The organism is Candidatus Binatia bacterium, assembly GCA_036382395.1.
GTDB lineage: Bacteria > Desulfobacterota > Binatia > HRBIN30 > HRBIN30 > JAGDMS01.
Window position 1 is genome coordinate 1 of the sequence record DASVHW010000025.1, and the last position, 17841, is coordinate 17841.

Here is a 17841-nt window from a genome sequence, read left to right on the forward strand (position 1 = left end):
CCGGGACTTCCTGCCGATTTCACTGTTGCCATACCCTATCTCCTCTCTTCTGCAATATTTGTTGTGCCTGGTGGAAACACAATGTATGCCTAGCCGCTGGTATTGTTGTTTGGAGTGTACGCGCCAGAAGCCGACAAAAGCGCGCTCGGGATGGTCCAATAGCGAACGTGGTAGTGGTACATCCTTGACAGTGCAGCTAGTGTAGTGCGTCACAACTGGAGTACCGAATGGCCTTCCGTTCGTCCCGAGTAACCGCCGTTTTTGTGGCGGTGTATCGAGGGACATGGAAGCTTCGGGCTGCAATCAGCGGGTGCCCCTCGATACGGCGCCAACAGCAGGCGCCTACTCGGGGTGAACGGAGAGTCTGTTGCCCAATCCGATAAGAGACCATCTGCCTGGCGCACTACACTGGCATACACGTACACGACATCGTGTGTTGTCATACTGGAGGATGACATCACCAACGCGGAACCGCAGGGTGCGTGGCTGGATAGCCGTACGTTCGCGTCCACAAGACTGCCGCGGCGATTGCGCAGTCTGAAGGGAGGCGTTACGGGCTGGAAACGCACTTTGCGGCGTTGCAAAGTCCTGTTTCAAACTGAAAACGCACTTTGCGGGCCGCCACTATGCCATTGCGGTTTGGTCGAGGCACTTTCTTGTCTGAAATGTGGCTGTTCCGCTCTGCGGGGCTACATAGCAGGGAAAGAGGGCGGCCACAGGGGGCCGCCCCTACGTAACATCTGCGTCGCCACAGGCGACCGGGGAATGGTGGCCGACTAGATTGCCTGACGCCGTCGAGGGATGGCCCGTTTACCCCAAACGAATCAGGCTTGCCAACAAGACCTACAACAGCCACGCACCGTGGGCCCCTGGAGGGACCCGACCGCCGGCAACGCTCAAGCTCGCTTGGCGTTGCCGAAGTTATCGATCAAGCGGCGGGCGTAGCGCCGCGACTCGGCGGAGTCCGTTCCTCCGAGCATTCGGGTGATCTCCCGCACCCGCTCATCGGCGTCCAGCTCCCGTGCTGTCGCCGTGGTCTTGCCATCGGTCACGTGCTTCTCCACGGCGAAATGATGATCGGCCAGCACCGCGATCTGTGGCAGGTGGGTGATGCAGAATATCTGGTGTGATCGGCCGAGGTCGTGCAGGCGCTTGCCGACGGCTTCCGCAACCGCACCTCCGATACCCGCGTCCACTTCATCGAAGATCACCGTGGGCACCTCACCGGCGCCTGCGGTGAGCGCCTTGAGTGCCAGCATGATACGGGAGAGTTCTCCGCCGGAGGCGATCCGGGCCAGGGCCTTTGGATCCTCGCCGGGGTTCGCGGAGAGATAGAATTCGACAACGTCCGCGCCGACTGGACCCAAACGCGCGCCGCCAGGGGTCGTGACATCCGCCCACCCGGCCTGCGGAGCGTCGGACCCGGCGACGGTGAAGACGACACGGAAGACGCCGCCTCGCATACCAAGCGCGCACAGTTCCTCGGCCATGCGCTTCTCCAATGTCGCCGCTGCCGTCTGGCGCATGCGGGACAGTTCGCGTGCCACGCTCCATGCATGGGCGGCGCGCGTCACCACCTCTTTTCGGCAGGCGCCGGTATCTCCGGCAGAGTCCTCGAGGCCGGCAAGTTCGCGTTCCATCTCGGCCAGCCGATCCGTGAGTTCATCCGCCGAGCACCCGTGCTTGCGTTTGAGCTGCAACAAAAGGTCGAGCCGTTCTTCGATCTCTTCCAAACGCTCGGGATCGTGGCGCAGGCGCGACGCGGCACGCCGGAGGTCCGCGGCCACCTCTTCCACTTCCGCTGCCGCCTGCCGCAGCAGCTCGGCAGCAGCGCCGAACGTGGGGTCGATCCGCCCGGCCTCGTGTAGTTGTGCAACGACACGCGCCAGGCCGGCGGCGATGGCGCCGTCGCCGGAGTACAGCGATTCCTCGCTCGCTTGACAGATCTGACCGAGTTTCTCGGCGTGTCGCTGGACCTCACGTTCTTGCTGCAGCTGTTGTTCCTCGCCACACACCGGCCTGGCCTCATGGAGTTCGCTGACCTGGAAGCGCAGGAGATCGAGGCGTTGCCGCAGCGCTTCACTGCTCGTGGTCAACGCCGCCAGGCGGTCCGCCGCTTCGCGAAAATTAGCGTACGCGGTCGCCATGCTCTGACGCAGTTGGCCCAGCTGGCTGAAATCATCGAGAAAGTCCAGATGGTTTTCCGGTTTGAGGAGGAGCGCGTGTTCGTGCTGACCGTACACGTGGATGAGCCGGCTGGCCAGCTGGCTCAGCAAGCCCGCGGTCGCCAGACCGCCGTTGACATACGCCCGCCCCTTCCCGGAGCGCGCAATCGTACGGCGCACCAACACTTCGTCCGCGGGGGCGATGCCGGTCTCTTGCAGGGCGGCACGACCGACTTCTTCCAGATCGAAGACACCTTCAACCTCCGCCTCGTCGGCGTTGGTGCGAATCAGATCGGTGGCAGCGCGTGCGCCGCACAGCAAGCCGATGGCGCGCATGATGATGCTCTTGCCGGCACCGGTCTCACCGGTAAGCACGTTCATTCCCGGCGCAAAAGAGAGCGAGAGCTCGTCAATGATGGCGAAATTCGTTATGCGCAGTGCCCGCAGCATAGGTCTGGCTTAGCAGATACGCCGCATCGCATATCGGGTCATTTCCGCCTCAAACCCATATGCCATATGCGATCAGCCATCCGCCGTTCCTCAGCGCTCGCCCCAACGCAATTTGCTGCGCAAGACGTCGAAGTAGTTGCGCGTGGCCGACTGCACCAGAGGCACGCTGGTCTTCGCCTTGCAAATCGACACCAGGTCGTTGTTCCGCAACGCTATGCCTTCCTGCCCATCCAATGTGAGGACCACGTCTTCGTGTGGCGAGCGAACGGTAACGGTAACCGTGGCGGAGTCAGGGAGGACCATCGGCCGATGCGTCAGCGTATGCGGACAGATGGGCGAAAGCACCGTCACCCCCACGGACGGGTGCACAATCGGGCCGCCAGCCGAGAGTGAGTATGCGGTTGATCCGGTCGGCGTGGTGACGATCAACCCGTCGGCCTTGTAGACGCACAAATGCTGGCCATTGACAGCCGTTTCGAGGTCGATGATTCTTGCTAGAGCGCCCTTTGTAATCACCGCTTCGTTGAGCACCTGGCGGCTTATCGGGGGGACATCGGCGCGCCGCAGGGTCACTTCGAGCGTCATACGCTGTTCGACTTCGAAGTCGCCTGCCAAGATGCGCCCCATCATTGGCATGAGTTCGTCGCTGGTCAGCGCGGTGAGAAAGCCAAAATTTCCCAAGTTCACGCCGAGAATCGGGATCGCCCGGACACGCATGAGTCGTGCCACGCTGAGCAGTGTTCCGTCGCCGCCGAGTACGACAACCATCTCGGCGGCCGCAATGATGGCCTCTTTCGTAACCCCGCGGCTGCACCCGAGCTGAGCGGCGCTCTCCGCTTCGACCAGGGTGGTGACGTTACGCTGCGAGAGCCAGGCAATCAGTTCCCGGCCAAGTTCGGCTGCTTGTGCGCGGTCACGTTTCACCACCACGCCGATGGTCTGCATGGCCGGACGTTACCACAGGCGAACCGTCAAGGGCTACTGGGACGAGCGCGGCCGACGACCTGCCCTTTCGTGCGGTAAGATCAGGGAAATCAGCAGCGACGTTAACTCGAATCGACGACGGACCTGATGACACGCTCACGACGGAAGGCGATGCAGCAAGTTGTGCAATATTTCGTATTCTAGCGGCTTGCGAAGGAGGCACACGCCGCGTGCGGCCGCCAAGTCCTCGAGGTTCACCGTGCAGCAGCCGGTCACCATGATGATGGGTACGCCGGGGTAGGTGGCGCGAACCTTATCCGCAAATGCCAGGCCATCGGTCCCGGGCATGTCATAGTCAGTGACGACCACCCTGATTTCCCCCAGAGCGGTAAGCGGTGGCACGTCGCGGGCGGTGGGATATTCGATGACGGCGAATCCGTCATCACGCAGACTCTCGGCCAAGGCGTTGCGAAAGCTCTCATCGTCATCGAGCAGCAGGACGGCACCGTCCTTACGTGAGCGGTCCGTGGCAGGGAAGCTCGATGTTGAAGACGGTCCCATGCGGCTCCAGCCGAGCAAAAGCGATGCCGCCACCGTGCGCCAGTACGATTTGTCGAACAATGGGAAGTCCGAGCCCCGAGCCGTAGGGTTTTGTCGTCTCAAACAGGCGAAACACTTCCAGATCCTGCGGAATCCCGGGGCCGGAATCCTCGACGGAGATGCAAATCTTCCCGAATCTCGGAGTGGCCACGTAGATCTTGATATGGCCTGGTCCCCGGTCGATCGCCTCGATGGCGTTCTTCACCAGGTTCTCGAAGACGCGATGGAGCTTTTCTTCGTCGGCAGTTATCGGTGCCAGTTCCTCTGGAACCTCGAGTACCAGTCTGATTCCGCGGGTGGAGGCCAGCGGCTCCCAGAGTTCCACCACCGACGCCAAGAAGCGCGGCACGTAGACGATCTTCAGGTTCAGTCGCTGCTCGCGCGAAAAGTCCATGAACTCCTTGATGAGTGCGTCGAGGCGGTGGACCTCCGAAACGATACGCTGCATCGGTCTCATGATGGTACTGACAGGCTGGGTCTCGTCGCGTTGCGCCCGCCGCAAAATGAGCTGGGCTTGCATCGAGACACCCGCCAGCGGGTTGCCCAAATCATGGACGATCTCCGCCGTAATGGCACCGATATCGGCCAGCCGCTCCCGCTGGCGTGCCAATCTCTGCAACTCACGCAGTTGGGCCTCGGCCTGCTCGCGCTCGGTGATGTCGACGGCAACCCCGCCGACCATCATCGGCTCACCACTTTCGTTCAAGATTGGGAATTTGCTCACCAGCCAGGAATGGAGCCCGTCATCATGCGGAACGGTTTCGATCGCTTGCAGGGCCTTGCCGCTCTCAAGTACGACGCGGTCATTCTGTTTGAATTGGCCGGCAACTCCGGGAGACCAGCACTCGTCGTCGACTTTACCAAGCCAGCCTCGGGCGTGGAAAGTGTTCTCGAAGTGTTCGTTGACATAGACATAGCGGCCCTGGATGTCCTTCATGAAGGCCACGCCGGGAAGGTTATGCATAAACAAGGCGAACCGCCGGTCACTTTCTCGCAACGCCTCCTCGGCTCGTTTACGGGCCATGAAGTCGCCGATCTGATTGCCCAGCGCGTCCAACATCTGCAGCAGGTCCTGATCGGGCGGGCGCACTTCGCGGCTGAAGAATACCATGACTCCGATCACTGCGCTGCCGGTCCGGATCGGGAACGCGGCGGCGCAGTGCAGATCCATGTTGGCAGCCACGGACGGTCGGAGGAAACCGGACTCTTCGAGGATGTTGCTGATCCATGCAGGCTCGTTGGTGGCCCACACGCGACCGGGAAGGCCCTCACCGGGCAGAAACGCCAAATGGCGACTGACCGCCTCGAATTCGGCGGCTTCGGCTGGTCGCCGGTGCCACATACCATCCCAGCGAAGGACATTGGCCCCGGTATCCAAGCGCCACAGCTCCGCCAACTCCCATCCGACACCTTCGCAAATGCAGGCCAGCATTTGCGGGATCGCTTGGCGCAGGGTCGTGGACTCTGCCAGGACTCGATTCACAGCGTACTGCGCCGTCAGGCGCCGTTCCGCCTGCCTGTGTTCGGTAACGTCACGTACGATTCCAATGAAGAGGCGATGGTCGTCGACCAGCATTTCACTCACGGTGAGGTCCGCGGGAAACGTGCTACCATCCTTGCGTGCTCCGACCACCGCGCGGTGGATACCGATGGCCTGGCGCTCACCACTGCTCAAGTACTTCGCCAGAAAATCGTCGTGCTCGTCCCGCCACGGAGGCGGCACGAGTATTTTGATGTCTTGTCCAATCACCTCTTGCGCACCGTACCCGAACAACCGTTCGGCAGCGGGGTTCAGCGATTGGACGATCCCCTGCCCGTCAATCGTGATGATGCCGTCAAGCGCGGCATTCAGGATGGCGCGTGTTCGCGCTTCACTATCCCGCAACGCCTCGAGCGTTTTCTGGTCGCCTCGGCGCTCCACTTCGCGTAAGTCGTCAGCAGCGGCCGAATGGTCGGACCGCAAAGGTGCCGCATCAGCCAGCTGCTGGAGATCTTCCAAGACTTCGGTGAATTGATCCAGTAGGTCCCGCAACAATGCGGGAGGTTCTCCCACCGCAGCAGCGTGCCGTCGTAACGCCGCCACCCGGCGCTTTGCAGCACCAAGCTGCTGGAGCAAGGTCGATTGTTTCATGACGTACCCCTTGCGGACACCTGACGTGCTGGCGCGCACGGGCTCCGCGACCGCCGACTCAATCCCTAGCACGCACGCCCTGTCGAAGCACCACCGGCAGGCCATGCATCGGTGACGTGGCCCGGCGAAACGTCCACGTCCGCGAAGGGGGCCCTTTTGACACCACGGACCACTCGCGCTAGTCAAATGCTGCTGGTTGCGATAGCGGGAGACCGACCTCCGTGAAGCAGTGGAAACGGGCTCAATTTGCTGGGCTCGCAACCGGCGCCGACATGGAGCAAAGCCGACGTGGACAACCATCAGTCGCTCGCCGCCCAGTTGCATCAGCTGGCATGGAACCTCTGGTGGACCTGGCAGCCGGAAGTGGTCGCCATCTTCCGAGACCTCGATCCGGCTTTGTGGCGGGAGCAGAACCACAATCCCATCGCCTTTCTTGCTGCCCTACCCGCCGAGCAGATCGAACAACGAGCTGCCGAGATCGCGCTCGAAAGCCGCATCAACAACGCCTTCCGGCAACTCGACGAGTATCTGCGTGAGCGTCACACCCTGGGGAGCACGACGTGCAGCATTCTGCAGCGCTCCCCGGTGGCGTACTTTGCCGCGGAGTTCGCGCTGCACGAATCGATGCCCATGTATTCCGGCGGCCTCGGGGTGTTGGCCGGCGATCATCTAAAGGCAGCCTCCGACCTGGGAGTGCCGCTCGTCGGTGTCGGCATCTTTTACGCGCAAGGCTATTTCCGCCAGCGAATAGATGCGACCGGCTGGCAGGAGGAAAGTTACGGGCTGGTGGACCTGCACACCTTGCCGCTCCGCCGGGCCATGGGCCGCTATGGCCGACCGGTAGTGATCGAGATACCACTCGATTCGGACCGCCTGCTGATTGGGGCATGGCGTGCCGAGGTTGGCCGGGCGACGTTGGTGCTCCTCGATTCCGATGTGGAAGGCAATTCGCCCGCGAACCGCGCCCTTACGGCGCACCTGTACGGCGGGGATGAGCGGGAACGCCTGCTGCAGGAAATCGTTCTCGGTATCGGTGGCATTCGCATGCTGGGCGCGCTGGGGATGCAGCCGGGCGTGCTGCACCTGAACGAGGGCCACAGCGTCTTGGCCGCGTTGGAGTTGGCCCGCCAAAGGAAGGTCGCCGACGGTGTGGCTTTCGCGGTGGCCCACCGCGAGGTGTCGCTACGCACCGTGTTTGCCACCCACACCCCCGTGCCCGCCGGCCACGATCGGTTCGCGCCTGAATTGGTGCTCCAGCATCTTGGATGGCTCCAGCGAGAAGTCGGTATTTCACCGGAGGATTTCCTTGCCCTCGGCCGCGTGAATCCTCGCGACTCATCCGAGCGCTTCTGTATGACGGTGGTAGGGCTGAAATCCGCGCGCTACACCAACGCCGTCTCTGCCCTCCACGGACACGTCACCCGTCAAATGTGGCAGAACCTCTGGCCCGGTCGTCCCGAGGCCGAGGTGCCCATCGGGCATATCACCAACGGCATCCATACGAACTCTTGGCTTGCGCCGTCCATGTCTGCGCTCTATGCCCGCCGCATCGGCCCCGACTGGCAGCGCCAGATGTGCAACCCGGAGGCGTGGGAGAAAATCGAAGCCCTTGTCGATGCCGAATTCTGGGAGGTACACCAAGCAGTCAAGCGTCGCATGCTGAATTACGTCCTGCGCCGGTGCCTGCTGCGGAGCCCTGATGAGCCGGCGGTATGTGTCCCGGCATTGGACGTAAACGTCCTCACGCTGTGTTTCGCGCGCCGCTTCACCGAGTACAAGCGTCCCGCCCTGCTGTTCAGCGACCCGGACCGTCTGGCGACGCTGGTCAACGCGCCCGGCCGAGGTCTTCAGATCATCATGGCGGGCAAGGCCCACCCGCACGATGATTATGCCAAGCGTGTGCTGCGCCAGGTTCTGGAGCTGACCCGAGACCCTCGATTCAGGGACCGGATCACTTTCATCGAGGACTACGACTTCGGCGTTGCCCGCCATTTGGTCCAGGGCTGCGATGTCTGGCTCAACACACCACGCCGTCCATTCGAAGCCTGTGGCACCAGCGGGCAGAAGACCCTGCTGAACGGGGGACTGAACCTGTCAGTGGTGGACGGCTGGTGGGCAGAGGCATACGACGGCGAGAACGGCTTTGCCATCGGTGAGGGACACGCACACAGCGATCCTGCGGTTCAGGACGCCAGGGACGCGGCCTCGCTCTACGACGTGCTCGAGAACCAGGTGATCCCACTCTACTATCACCGCGATGCGGCCAACGTGCCGCCTGCCTGGGTGACGCGGATGAAGCGCGCCGTGATGACGCTCGCCGCGTACTTCAATGCCGACCGCATGGTGCGCGATTACGTCCGCGAGTGCTACCTGCCAGCCTCAGGCGGCGTGCCCAGCGCCATGCCGGGCATGAGGATGGGCAGTGCCATGCGTCACCTGGTGTAGCGGGCCGGAGCACGTTCTCGCGCCGTCGAAGCGGGCTTCTGGGGCGAATCCTCCCGACCGCAGTTGGCTGCACCCTAGGCCATGGCGTCGGCAACCAGTTCCATGATGTCCAGCGCCTTGACCTTCTCTTCCATGTTCTTGGATTTGAGGCCGTCGTCGATCATGGTCATGCAAAAGGGGCAGGCCACGGCAACAACGTCCGGAGTGGTTTCCAGCGCTTGTTCGACGCGGCGGATGTTCACTCGCTTGGTGGGTTCCTCTTCCATCCACATGCGCCCGCCACCAGCGCCGCAGCACATGCCAAATTTCCGGTTGCGCTCCATTTCACGCACCTCGACACCGGGCAGAATTTTCAGAATATCACGCGGCGCGTCAAAGACGTCGTTGTAGCGGCCCAGATAACACGAGTCGTGGAAGGTAACGGCCTGCGCGCCGTTCCCCTGGAACCGGATCTTGCCGGCGGCGATGAGTTGTTTGACGAACTCGGTGGCATGAAGGACTTCGTAGTTTCCGCCAAATTGCGGGAACTCGTTCTTCATCGTGTTGAAGCAGTGCGGACAGTTGGTGAGGATCTTCTTCACCTTGTAGCCGTTGAGCAGGTCAACGCACGCCTGCGCCATGGCCTGGTAGAGATACTCGTTGCCGATACGCCGCGCCGTTTCGCCGTTACACGGCTCCTCTTCACCGAGGATGGCGAAATCGACACCGGCTCTGTTCAGGATCTTGGCGAACGCAATCGTCGTGCGCTTGTTGCGGTCGTCAAAGGAACCGGCGCAACCGACGAAGAAGAGATACTCAGCGTCCGGATGGTCGGCCATCCGCGGCACGTCGAGCCCTTCCGTCCAGGCAGCACGCTGCCCCGCGTCGACACCCCATGGGTTCCCTTGGTTCTCCATGCCCTTGAAGGTCCGCGTCAACTCCACCGGGAAGCGCGATTCTTCCTGCACCAGGTGTCGCCGTATGTCGACGATCTTGTCGACGTACTCGATCATGACCGGGCACGCCTCTTCACACGCGCGGCAGGTCGTGCACGCCCAGATCACCTCATCGTGGATCAGCTTTTCGCCAGCGATGTTCTCGCCCACAGTCGCCGCCTCGGCACCGTCACCACCGGCCGGCTTCAAGGCCAGGATGTCCCCTTCGTGTTCGTACAGGTAATCACGCAGGTTCAAGAGCAGTTGCCGCGGGGCCAATTCCTTGCCGCTCATGGTGGCGGGGCAGTGCGAGGTGCAACGGCCACACTCGGTGCACGAATACATATCCAGCACCTGTTTCCAGGTGAACTGGTTGATGTAGGATGTGCCGAACCTGGTCGCATTCTCCAGGTCCATTTTGCTCAGGGCGCCGCGCGGGTCGGTCTTGAGGAAGAAGACGTTGGGCAGGGAGGTGATGATGTGAAAGTGCTTCGACATCGGCAGGAGGTTGATGAACACCAGGATGGCGCAGTTGTGCAGCCACCAACCGAAGTCGCTGAAGAACTTCGCGTGGCTGCCCAGCATGTGGCCGACCAACGCACTGAAAGGCTGCCAGCTCCGTTCGCTTTGCACCAACTCATTCCGCTCGGACACCATCCGCCCGCCGTCGTAGAGAAGGCCACCGATCATGATGCAGGCGATGAAGCACAAAATGAGGTAGGCTTCCCAATGCGACTGGCCGGCCAGCCGCTCCTCTGCGGGCTTGAACCCGTAGAGACGTTTCGGATGCGATACGCCCCAGCGGTACAGCGCCACGCTGACCGCGCCCAGCACCGCCACCTCCATGATGTCCTTGAGCAGCAGGTAGGGACCGCCGAACCAACGCGGGCTCAACAGCGGCACGTAGAAATCATCGATGAAGCCGCGCGCGAACATGGTGACGACCTGAATGGCCAGGATGCTGAACCCCCAGAAAATGAAGAAATGCATCCAGCCGGCAGACTGTTCGCTGAGGCGGGTCTCGGGCCGGGGCTCGCGCTGCACGAACTTCTTTTGCCCGAAAGCGTACACGAGCACGGCCTTGATGCGTGCCGGAATATTATCGAAGGGCTTGACCGGCGTGACCTTGAGGAGCACTCCGAAGCGCCGGTAGATCGTGCGTCCGAAATACCCCAACGCGACCAGAATAAAAACGCTGAAAATCAGCGTGCTCATTACTCTACCTCCAGCGGGCTTGAGCGCTTCGCATTCCGCCGGACTCCTAAGAGAAAACTGGAGCCATTGCAAGGTGGCGGAAACCTGATGCGACGCCACTTATACCAGTCAGAAGTGGCGCTGTTGATGGTTTGCATGGCGCTGACCGCCTGCTCTCACCGTCCCGAGGTCGTCATCCGTTCCTCTCGCGGGCCGGTAGCCGTCGAGGTTGAGGTCGCCGACACCCCCGAGTCCCGAGCCCGCGGCCTCATGTATCGCAACGACATGGCACCAAACGCAGGAATGTTGTTTATCTTCCCCAACGAAACCGAGCAACAGTTCTGGATGAAGAATACCCCCTTGCCACTCGATATGGTATTCATCGGAAAGGAGCACCGTATTGTCGGAATCGTCGCTGACACCCAGCCGTTCACAACCAGTCCGCTCGGCGTTCCGGGTCGCTCGCAATACGTGCTCGAGGTGCACGCCGGCTTCTGCGCCAGTCATGGCATCAGCACCGGCAACCAGGTTGATTTCGTGCGAGTCCCCGAAGGCGCGCGCTAGGTCATGAACGGCAGGTACGCGATTTCGGCTCGGGTGCCTCCATGTTCGTTCCCAGCACGGGCGAATTGGTCGAAGCCTCGCGACACACGCAGCGTTTCCTTCCGTTACTCAGACGGCTGCGCCGGATGGCCCACGAGGAGCGCCACGAACGGCGCCCGATGGAACAACTGTCCCTTGTCCCCGAGGAGTTGGCCAGCACCCCGACACGGTTCCAGGAGGCCTTCACCTACTTGAGCAACCCGCCTGCCCGCTGGTTCCAGCCGGACAGCGGCCAACCGGTCACCTACCTGGTCGATTCCACCGGCGATTCGGCCTTGGGGTTTGCCAGCACACAGGCAGCCGTGGATGCGGGCTTGGCGGCATGGAGCACTGTTTCCACTTCCAGTCTCATCCTCCAGGACGGCGGAACGACGAGCCCGGGGCGATTCTCTCCATGCGACATCAACCGTCTTACCTTCAACGATCCATACGGTGAGATCACGGATCCCAGCAACTGCAGCGGCATCCTCGCTATCGGCGGGTACTGCAGCGGCGGGGGGAGTACGGTCGTCAACGGAACCACGTTCTCGCAGATCGCGGTCGGCAAGATCACCTTCAACAACGGCTGGGGCGGGTGTGGGTTCTGGAATCAGTGCAACCTAGCGGAGGTTATGACGCACGAGCTCGGCCACACCATCGGCCTTGGCCATACAACCGTTTCGAATGCAACGATGTACGCCTATGCCCATTTTGACGGGCGCTGCGCCAGCTTGGCCGCCGATGACATCGCCGGTGTGAGCGCTATCTACCCGCAAATCGGCACGCCGAGCCCGACACGCACCCCAACCCAGACCCAAGTCGGGACCCCGACGCGGACGCAGACTTCGGCACCGACATTGACGCCGACACGCGTGCCGACCAGCAGCCCGACCCAGACCCCCACCAGGACTCCGACGCAGGACTGGACTCCGACGTTGACTCCGCGACCCGCCAGCACGGTTGTTGCGGCCACGCCCACGTCGACGCGGCCACCTGTTCCGACCGCCACGAGTGGCGGCGGTCTGGTCAATGATGCCTGCGGCAATGCCGTGGTGATCGGCACAAGTGCCTATTCGAACGCGATGAATGTCAGCACCGCGACAACCGTATCCACAGATCCGGTCCCTCTGTGCAACACCGCGGCACGAGCAAAGAGCGTCTGGTACCGCTTCACGGCACCGCGAGACGGGAGGATCGTGGCGAACACCACCGGCAGCAACTATGATACGGTTCTATCGACCTACACGGGCTCGTGCGCCAGCCTGGTTCCGGTTTCTGGAGGCTGCAACGACAATGCCTCCTGGCTCACCAGGCAGTCTCAAGTGACGGTCACTGCGGTGGCCGGAAGAACCTATTACTTCATGATCACTGCTGCGTCCAACAGCTACGGCAGCTCATCGGTCTTCCGCCTCAACTTCTACTGAGGCGCCTGGGACAGAACGACAGCCGGATCACGCGGCTCCGCTTCCCACGGTCACGCCGCCCGTGTACAACGGGTCGCGTGACCGGTGGGGTGGATGGATCTGCGGCGTAAGCTGTCTTGGATCAGCCTGTTGTACTTCGCCGAGGGGTTTCCCTTCGGCATTGCCATCGACAATCTACCGGTCTACTTCCGGGTCCACGGCGTTTCGCTGACCGAGATCGGGTTGATGAGCCTGCTCGGTGCGCCCTGGACATTGAAGGTCCTGTGGTCACCGTTCGTGGATCGCTTCGGTACGCGCCAGTACTGGTTCGTGTCGTGCCTGGCAACCATGGCGCTGGTGATGGCGGCATTGCCGTTTTTCGACCCCTCGGCGCCAACGGTCTGGTTGTGGGGCACGTTGATGCTCCTGACCACCGCTTCCGCCACGCAGGATATCGCCATCGATGCCTACACCATCGGCCTGCTGGCGCCAGGCGAAGAAGGCGTCGCCAACGGCGTGCGGGTTTCCGCCTACCGCGTTGCGCTCATTGTCGGCGGCGGTGGCCTGGTAATTCTCGCGGAGCCTCTGGGCTGGACCGCGGTCTTCTACTTGGCAGCAGCGATCTTGGCGGTCCTGGCGCTGCTGGCCGGGCGGAGTCCCTCCTTACCAGCGCCACCGACAGATCCGCGGCAGAGCTGGTTCACACCGCTGTTGAAGTGGTTGGAGCGGCCGGGTGCACTGATGGTTTTTCTGTTCGTGCTGACCTACAAGCTCGGCGACAGCAGTATGGGACCCATGATCAAACCGTTCTGGGTCGACCGTGGCCTGAGCGTCAAAGAGATCGGCTTGATCTCCACCACATTGGGTGTGGTTGCAAGCATTGTGGGTGCCCTGGCGGGTGGGCTGCTGACGACACGGTGGGGAATCTTCCACGCGCTCTGGAGCCTGGGCCTGGTCCAAGCCTTCTCCAATCTCGGGTACGCCACCGTCGCGTACTTCAATTTCGGCCGGGCTGGCATCTACGCGGCGTCCCTGGGTGAGAGCTTTGCGGCTGGCCTGGGCACCGCAGCCTTTCTTGCCTTCCTCATGCACATTTGCGACAAGCGGCGAGCCGCCACCGAGTATGCATTCTTATCGGCCATCTTCGGGCTTACCCGCTCGTTAGCAGGTGCGTTCAGCGGTTGGGGAACCGCCCACCTCGGCTACGCCACGTATTTCTTCCTCACCTTCTTTCTGGCGCTGCCAGCGTTCGCGCTGCTGCCCTGGGTGAAAGCGTGGGCCGTTGCAGACGCGCCGCACGGCACGTCTGAGGCCACGGCGTAGGTCGACACAGGAGGAAACATGCACCGCAGTGAGCAGCGCATAATGACCACCCACAGCGGAAGCCTTCCGCGCCCCAAGGACCTCGTGGAAATGCAGGTCCGACTCAGCCGACGAGAGCCGGTGGACCGTACCGCCCTGGAAGCGGCGATCGAGCGGTCGACCCGGCACGTCATCGCCAAGCAGCTCGAGGCCGGCATCGACATCGGCAACGACGGCGAGCAGGCCCGCGAAAGTTTCTTCACGTACGTCCAGCACCGCATGAGCGGCTTCGGCGGGCAGAGTGTGCGCCCCATCATGAAAGACATCATCCAGTACCCCAGTTTCCTCGAGCTTAAACTTCCCGATTTCTCACGCACTATGGTGAGTCTTATCAACGCGCCCAAGGCCATAGGCGAGGTGCGCTACGTCGATCGATCCGCGCTCGAGAAAGAATGTGGCGACTTCCGGAGGATCGCTGGCGAACAGCCATCGCAGTTCATCGAATCGTTCATGACGGCGGCCTCGCCAGGCATTGTCGCCTCGGCGATGTTGAACGGTTACTACGAACGCTACGAGGATTATGTGGCGGCTGCCGCCGACGCCCTGAAAACCGAGTACGAGTACATCGCGGTGCAGGGTCTGGTGCTGCAGATTGATTGTCCGGACCTGGCAATGGAGCGGCACACGTCATTTGCGGACCGTGACATCGATGCCTTCCTGCAGTTCATCGATGTCAACATCGCGGCGCTCAACCGCGCCATCGCGCCCGTTCCCCGCGATCGCGTGCGTATGCACGTGTGCTGGGGGAACTACGAGGGACCGCACCACCTCGATATACCGTTGAACGAGATCCTCCCTCGCCTCTATCAGGCGAACGTCGGGGCGCTGGTGCTCTCCATGGCAAACCCGCGCCATGCGCACGAGCACCGCTGTTTCACGCGCTATCCGCTCCCCGCCGAGATGATCTTAGTCGCCGGCGTCATCGATCCAACAACGAACTACGTCGAGCATCCGGAGGTGGTTGCGGACCGCATCGAGTTGGCCGCACGAGCCGTCGGGGACCCACGCCGTGTCCTGGCAGGCACCGACTGCGGCTTCGACACCGCCGCTGGCCTCGGCACCGTCGCCGAAGAGCTGGTCTGGGAAAAGCTCAAAGCCCTGCGCGCGGGAGCCGACATCGCCACCCGGCGGCTCTTTGGTTAGCGATCTTCGGCACCAACGTTTGCACCGCACATCTTTTTCCGCTACCAGCGCGGGTTGTGTCCCCACTCTGCCGCACGCACCGGTACGTCTCCAAGGACGCGCTGCCGACGGTCACGCTGATCGTTTGGCTGCTCGTGTTCTCAAGCGCTTGTGCGCTGCGGGTGTGCCCGCCATCGGTTGAGGAAGATGGACGGCACCTGTACGTGAGTGCATGTGCTTCCTGTCACGGCGTCACCGGCACCGGTGACGGTCCTGTCGCCGCCGAGCTCAAAACGCACACGCCCGATCTCACCCGTCTGGCTCGCGAGCACGGCGGACGTTTCCCGCGCGATTTTGTGGTCGAGACGATTGCGGGCGAACGCAACTTTACCGCCCACGGCACCCGCGAAATGCCGGTGTGGAGCCAGCGTTTCGGCACAGGTGGTTCCGGCGCTCCCGGCGTCGCCTCGGTCTACGCACGGCGTAATCTGGAGTTGCTCACCGATTACATTGAATCGATCCAGCGCACGGAGAAGTAGACCGCTCTATCTCCCCGCCTGCCGCACAACCTCCGCGTAACGGTCCAAAAGCGGCAGCACGGTATCGCGTGGGGCCGGTGGCAAACCGAAAATGAAGTGCTCGACTCCAGCCTCACGGTACCGCTGCGCCACTGCGGCATCCGCGGGGCTGCCGTAGGTGGCGACCGAGATGGATTTCGGGTCACGTCCGGCTTTCTCCGCCCTGTGGTGCAGATCCTTGATGGCGGCGACGAGGTCGCCGGCACGTGCGGGGATCGGCATCCACCCGTCACAGTACTCGACCACGCGTTGCAGGGCTGCGGGAGTGTTGCCTCCCAGAAAAATAGGCGGATGGGGCTTTTGCACGGGTTTCGGCCAGGACCAGATGGGCTCAAAGTTGACGAATTTGCCGTGATACTCGGCTGCATCCTCGGCCCAAATCTTCTTCATGGCCTCGACACGCTCGCGCAGCAACGACCAGCGTGTTTTGAAGGTGGTCCCGTGGTTTTCCATTTCTTCGGCATTCCACCCGCCGCCGATGCCGAACAGCACACGTCCATTCGACAGCACATCGAGGCTGGCAACCTCCTTTGCCGTGGTAATCGGATCGCGTTCCACCAGGAGGCAAATGCCGGTGCAGACCTTCAACGTCCGGGTCACCGCTGCCGCCGCGGCCAACGCGACAAACAGGTCGTGCGTGTGCCAGTACTCCTTCGGCAGCTCGGGCCCTCCGGGCCAGGGAGAACGCCGGCTGGCGGGAATGTGGGTGTGCTCCGGCAACCACAGCGATTCAAAGCCGCGCGCTTCGGCTTCGCGCGCCAACTCGTCAACGCGGATGGCGAAGTCGGTTGCAAACATCGTCAGGCCAAAGTGCATGGGTTTACTCCTCGAGGCCCACCATGCCAGGATACCGCCCCTTTGACTACCGCGATTCACAACGTGTGCCGTGACATGCTATGGTTGAGGGCCGTTGCGGGTGATTCTCAAGGAGAGGAGTTAGATATGATGGCACATTCGGCAAGGCAGCGAACCTTCGGCGCTCTGGCTGTCGCCGTCCTGTGTCTCTGTGGAGAGCGCGGGCTTGCAGCGTCCAACCCGGCGCCGGTGTCGACGGATGTAATCTTCCTGATGTCCGGCAGTAACGGCCAGGTGGGAGGTTTGCAGATGGATCTGAGTTGGGATCCGCGCTGCATGACGGCAGAGCGCCAGGAAGGCGACGCCGCCAGCTGCGCCTCGGCCCCCTCAACGCGTAAGAACGTACAGACGAAGATTTTCCCCAACAACTCGACCATGCGGGTACTTTTCATGTCCGTATCCGACACGAGCCCGATTCCTGACGACGAGCTGTTCAGTTGCAGGTTCACACTCGCGAGCGCCCCCTCCTCCCCTTGCTGCTCCCTCAGCATCGGGAACTTGATCTTCAGTTACCCGACCGGCGGCCGGAATTATGACGCGAACATCTCTGTACAGGCGCAGGTCGGCGGAACGTGGTGTCTCGCGGCTGGGCCTAGTGGATCTCCGGACAACCCGGCGCGGCCTCCCGCACCAGCGGCAGCCGTCCCGGTTGCACCCGCACCGATTGTTTCAGCACCTGGCGCGGCACCGGGAATCCCCGGTGCGCCGGCTCCGCCCGCAGCGCTGCCGCCGGCAGCAGGGGATCGGGAGGCAGTTGCGGGGCAAGCACCGCCGCCAGGCGAGGAAGGCACGCCGGGTGAGTCGGCAACTCAACCGGCCGCGACTGCTGCCGTGCCGCTCACACCGACTGCACAGCGCACGCCTGCGCGGGCGACCGCAACAGCACCGGTGCGGTCGCCGCAGCCGCAAAGCACGGCAACCGCGGCCACAGTGGGCTCAACGACGCCGGGGTCCGCAACCCAGACCCCAGCACCAACGGCGAAGAAGCACGGTAAGAAACACTCGTCGTGAGCCTCACTCCAGGAGCGCCAGCAAATCGCTGAGTTCAGCGACGACATAGTCCGGCGCGTGCGCGTCGGGAGGTAGCGGATCATGTTTGGCGTTGATCCACACCAC

Annotated in this window: 13 protein-coding genes; 6 read left to right on the forward strand and 7 right to left on the reverse strand. The window is 62.4% G+C overall.

Translation table 11 applies throughout. The features are described from left to right. Positions 1-896: 896 nt before the first annotated feature. From recN to VF515_01480, 4 genes are all read right to left on the reverse strand, one after another. Positions 897-2615: a DNA repair protein RecN gene (gene recN / locus VF515_01465; protein HEX7406293.1), complete on the reverse strand. Its 1719-nt coding sequence runs from the start codon at positions 2613-2615 to the stop codon at positions 897-899. 90 nt (positions 2616-2705) lie between these two features. Further along, positions 2706-3560: an NAD(+)/NADH kinase gene (locus VF515_01470; protein HEX7406294.1), complete on the reverse strand. Its 855-nt coding sequence runs from the start codon at positions 3558-3560 to the stop codon at positions 2706-2708. Positions 3561-3695: 135 nt separating this feature from the next. Continuing rightward, positions 3696-4100 (reverse strand): response regulator, encoded by a 405-nt coding sequence (locus VF515_01475; GenBank protein ID HEX7406295.1) that lies wholly within the window; start codon positions 4098-4100, stop codon positions 3696-3698. After that, positions 4051-6270 (reverse strand): PAS domain S-box protein, encoded by a 2220-nt coding sequence (locus VF515_01480; protein HEX7406296.1) that lies wholly within the window; start codon positions 6268-6270, stop codon positions 4051-4053. The genes VF515_01475 and VF515_01480 overlap by 50 nt, the downstream gene beginning before the upstream one ends. A 288-nt stretch (positions 6271-6558) precedes the next feature. Here VF515_01480 and glgP point away from each other — a divergent pair, with 288 nt between their 5' ends. Then, on the forward strand, positions 6559-8715 hold the full coding sequence (gene glgP, locus VF515_01485; protein ID HEX7406297.1) for an alpha-glucan family phosphorylase: 2157 nt from the start codon (positions 6559-6561) through the stop codon (positions 8713-8715). A gap of 74 nt (positions 8716-8789) precedes the next feature. Here the strand turns inward: glgP and VF515_01490 are convergent, their stop codons facing one another. Next, on the reverse strand, positions 8790-10844 hold the full coding sequence (locus VF515_01490; protein ID HEX7406298.1) for a (Fe-S)-binding protein: 2055 nt from the start codon (positions 10842-10844) through the stop codon (positions 8790-8792). Between the two features lie 87 nt (positions 10845-10931). Between VF515_01490 and VF515_01495 the strand changes: the two genes are divergently transcribed. From VF515_01495 to VF515_01515, 5 genes are all read left to right on the forward strand, one after another. Beyond that, positions 10932-11387, forward strand: coding sequence for a DUF192 domain-containing protein (locus VF515_01495; GenBank protein HEX7406299.1), 456 nt, complete (start codon positions 10932-10934; stop codon positions 11385-11387). Positions 11388-11428: 41 nt separating this feature from the next. Next, positions 11429-12829: a matrixin family metalloprotease gene (locus VF515_01500; protein HEX7406300.1), complete on the forward strand. Its 1401-nt coding sequence runs from the start codon at positions 11429-11431 to the stop codon at positions 12827-12829. 93 nt (positions 12830-12922) lie between these two features. Next, positions 12923-14131: an MFS transporter gene (locus VF515_01505; GenBank protein HEX7406301.1), complete on the forward strand. Its 1209-nt coding sequence runs from the start codon at positions 12923-12925 to the stop codon at positions 14129-14131. Between the two features lie 42 nt (positions 14132-14173). Next, entirely contained in the window at positions 14174-15313 is a 1140-nt protein-coding gene (locus tag VF515_01510) for a cobalamin-independent methionine synthase II family protein (protein ID HEX7406302.1), read from the forward strand. 56 nt (positions 15314-15369) lie between these two features. Continuing rightward, positions 15370-15831, forward strand: a complete 462-nt coding sequence (locus tag VF515_01515) for a c-type cytochrome (GenBank protein ID HEX7406303.1) — start codon at positions 15370-15372, stop codon at positions 15829-15831. A 6-nt stretch (positions 15832-15837) separates the two neighbouring features. Here VF515_01515 and VF515_01520 read toward each other — a convergent pair whose 3' ends face one another. Together VF515_01520 and VF515_01525 are read right to left on the reverse strand one after the other, a co-directional pair. After that, positions 15838-16686 (reverse strand): LLM class F420-dependent oxidoreductase, encoded by an 849-nt coding sequence (locus VF515_01520; GenBank protein ID HEX7406304.1) that lies wholly within the window; start codon positions 16684-16686, stop codon positions 15838-15840. 631 nt (positions 16687-17317) lie between these two features. Then, complete coding sequence (locus VF515_01525; GenBank protein ID HEX7406305.1) at positions 17318-17533, reverse strand: hypothetical protein; 216 nt, start codon at positions 17531-17533, stop codon at positions 17318-17320. Positions 17534-17841 lie beyond the last annotated feature (308 nt).